The 2,939-nt window shown below is 40.0% G+C and carries 2 protein-coding genes, 1 pseudogene and 1 riboswitch; of the genes and pseudogenes, 2 read left to right on the top strand and 1 reads right to left on the bottom strand.

All coding sequences use genetic code 11. The annotated features are described in order from the left end of the window. Positions 1-101 (bottom strand): annotated as a pseudogene (locus tag CXF78_RS18790) (two-component system response regulator ArcA); the annotation flags it as partial. A 675-nt stretch (positions 102-776) separates the two neighbouring features. Between CXF78_RS18790 and CXF78_RS18785 the strand changes: the two are divergent. Beyond that, a complete protein-coding gene (locus CXF78_RS18785; RefSeq protein WP_011636022.1) occupies positions 777-1,220 on the top strand; it encodes a DUF3293 domain-containing protein in 444 nt (147 codons plus the stop codon). A gap of 275 nt (positions 1,221-1,495) precedes the next feature. Continuing rightward, positions 1,496-1,670: riboswitch (Lysine riboswitch) on the top strand. 134 nt (positions 1,671-1,804) lie between these two features. Next, a partial coding sequence (gene lysC / locus CXF78_RS18780; RefSeq protein WP_102037610.1) for a lysine-sensitive aspartokinase 3 occupies positions 1,805-2,939 on the top strand: 1,135 nt, incomplete at its 3' end.

Genomic DNA, 2,939 nt, shown 5'->3' with positions numbered 1-2,939 from the left:
TTAGCTTCAGTGACAACATAACCTTCAGCTTCAAAAATACTGCGTAATGTATTACGAGTTACAGCTTCATCTTCAACAATTAAAATGTGCGGATTTTGCATGATATTTACCTGATTTTATAAAATTCGATTCTAGCCACTGTTTGCGAACTGTGTGCTAATAGATTGCAATAGCGCTTTAGCTAATGCGCTAAGATTCCGATATTTTTTGGTGTTTATCTATGTCTACCCTGAATTAAACACTCTCTATAAACTCTATTATGTAACACTTAATGCTGGTTACTGAGTCTGCTTACGTCGATTAATTTCCACTACGCCAAGGTACGTGTTTGCACTTATGCATGATGGTGTAAAATTTGTTGCACTTAAGCTTACTTACTATGAATGCGATTTAGAAAGATAGTTCCTTCTATAGCAAACTTATTTAATCGTATTAATGTTTTATCAAATGTAGAACAAATTTAGTACGACTGTAAACTTTACATCAAAAAATCATCACACTCACAACAACATTTGCTGAGTTTTTGAGGTGTATGTAGCTAACTTTGCTACAGTGATTTAATAGTGCGTGATGGTTATTGTACTCGTTTTAGGCATTTGTTAACAAATTAAATGTTAAAAAATTAATATAACACTCAAGTATATGAAAGATTAACCTTGCTAAGGTGATAATAATTAATGATTTTCTAATATAATACTGTTGATTTAGATAGCAAACCTTTTAGAACTCTAACCTATCTGCTAGACTAATTTTGGCTTAATTGACGAAAATTTATTATGGAAAATGTTATAGATACATTGTGGAATGAGTATCAAAGCACTCATTTTTTGTTCACTCAACGCCTTTCACATGATTTCCCATTTGCTATTGTTACTGCTCATAACCCTCGTGGTTCAAGACTCTCTCCTAGTCAAAATCGCTTACTCGATCGTCAGCTTCAATCTAAAATTCAACAATATAACCGCCCCTATCGTGCGCTAATCGGTGCAGCACCTGATTTGTCGCATATGGAAAAGAGTTGGGCGATTTTTATTGATAAAGAACAAGCTATTGAGCTTGGCAGAGAGTTTAATCAACATGCAATTTACTACGTTAATCAAGGTTTACTATCTTTGATTGCGTGCCTTGATATTATCAAACCTGAAGTTGATATGGGGATGTTTAACCACCGATTAAGGGTGGTGAGTGAGTGGCCTGAGATAGGCTCGTATACTGGGTAAATAATGGCGTAATTTAAACTGCACCGTTGTAGAAGAACAACTGATGTATTATTTGGGGACAATCAATGTTCGATTGTCTCGGTAATTTACCATTCATAATATTTTTTGCATATATATTGGCGTTTTTTCGTAATAGAGAACAATCATTAATTAGAGGGCACAGCAACAGAATATCTCAACGCAACGATATTTTTTATCGCAGCAGTGTATTTTTACTGTGTTTGCTGATTGACTTGATAGGTGATTTGTTGCTATTTTCAACCCACTCCTTCGGGAGGAACAGAAGAGGAGCGTTAACTAGGTAGTAAGTGAGAGGATGCCAATCCGATGACCACTTATGATGGAGATTAGCGCCGAGGTATCAGTTTGTTTGGCAAACATTGATATCGGTCGATTAGGCTGAATCCTAACGATTGTCACCTATTTTTTTGGTGGAGAGCTTCTGGTGATGATTGCTGTTTCCCTTCTATAAGGGTGCGTTATCTTAGCACCAGGCTCTTCGAACGTAGTGTGTTCGGAGCGTATATCATGTTAGTAAATCACATCTTATTTTTTAGTCTTTCGCAAACAGCGGAGGCATCAGTATGAGCTTTGTTCAGTCTGAAATAGATACCCCAGAATTAGTCGTTGCCAAATTTGGCGGCACGTCAGTTGCTGATTACGCCTCTATGAGCCGTTGTGCAGATATTGTGTTGGCTAATCAAGCTACTCGTCTTGTGGTAGTAAGCGCCTCCAGCGGAGTGACCAATTTATTAGTTGAGTTAACTCAAGCTAATGTTAATGATGAACGCCGTTTGGTATTGCTTAAGCAAATTGCTCAAATTCAATATGCGATATTAGATGAACTCGGTCGTCCGCAAGACGTGGCAGCCAGTATTGATAAAATACTCAGCCGGATGTCAGTACTCAGCGAATCGTTAGAGCTGAATCGCAGCAAAGCGGTTATGGACGAGTTACTGTCGACGGGAGAGCAATGTTCATCGATTTTATTTTCTGCGGTTATTCGGGAAAAGGGCACCGCTTCAAATCATTTTGATGTGCGCCAAGTATTACGTACCGACAGTCACTTTGGTCGCGCAGAGCCACAAATTGAAGCTATTTCAACGTTAGCGGGTGACTTTTTACAGCCATTACTTGCGCGTTACGTTATCGTTACTCAAGGCTTTATTGGTGCAGATGAAGAAGGACGAACAACAACATTAGGCCGTGGTGGCAGCGACTATTCGGCGGCATTACTTGCCGAAGCGCTTCGTGCCACAGCGGTTGAGATTTGGACCGATGTAGCCGGTATTTATACCACTGATCCACGCCTTGCCCCTAATGCCCGCCCGATTGCTGAAATTAGCTTTAATGAAGCCGCTGAGATGGCGACCTTTGGCGCAAAAGTATTGCATCCCGCCACCATTTTACCGGCAGTAAGACAAAAAATTCAGGTGTTTGTGGGTTCAAGTAAAGCGCCTGAATTGGGCGGTACTTGGATACGTCATCAAGTTGAAGATACTCCGGTGTTTAGAGCGGTGGCATTGCGCCGCGATCAAACTTTACTTAACTTGCATAGCTTGCAAATGTTACATGCTCAGGGCTTTTTGGCTGAAACGTTTGCGACATTAGCGCGACACAAAATATCAGTCGATTTAATCACGACCTCGGAAGTGAACGTCTCGCTAACCTTAGATAAAACGGGTTCTGATTCAAGTGGTCAAGGGTTACTCAGTGAGT

This window comes from Shewanella sp. 11B5, from assembly GCF_002836795.1.
Classification (GTDB): domain Bacteria; phylum Pseudomonadota; class Gammaproteobacteria; order Enterobacterales; family Shewanellaceae; genus Shewanella; species Shewanella frigidimarina.
Note: the sequence above shows the minus strand (reverse complement) of the source record. Positions and strands in the feature narration are given on the sequence as shown.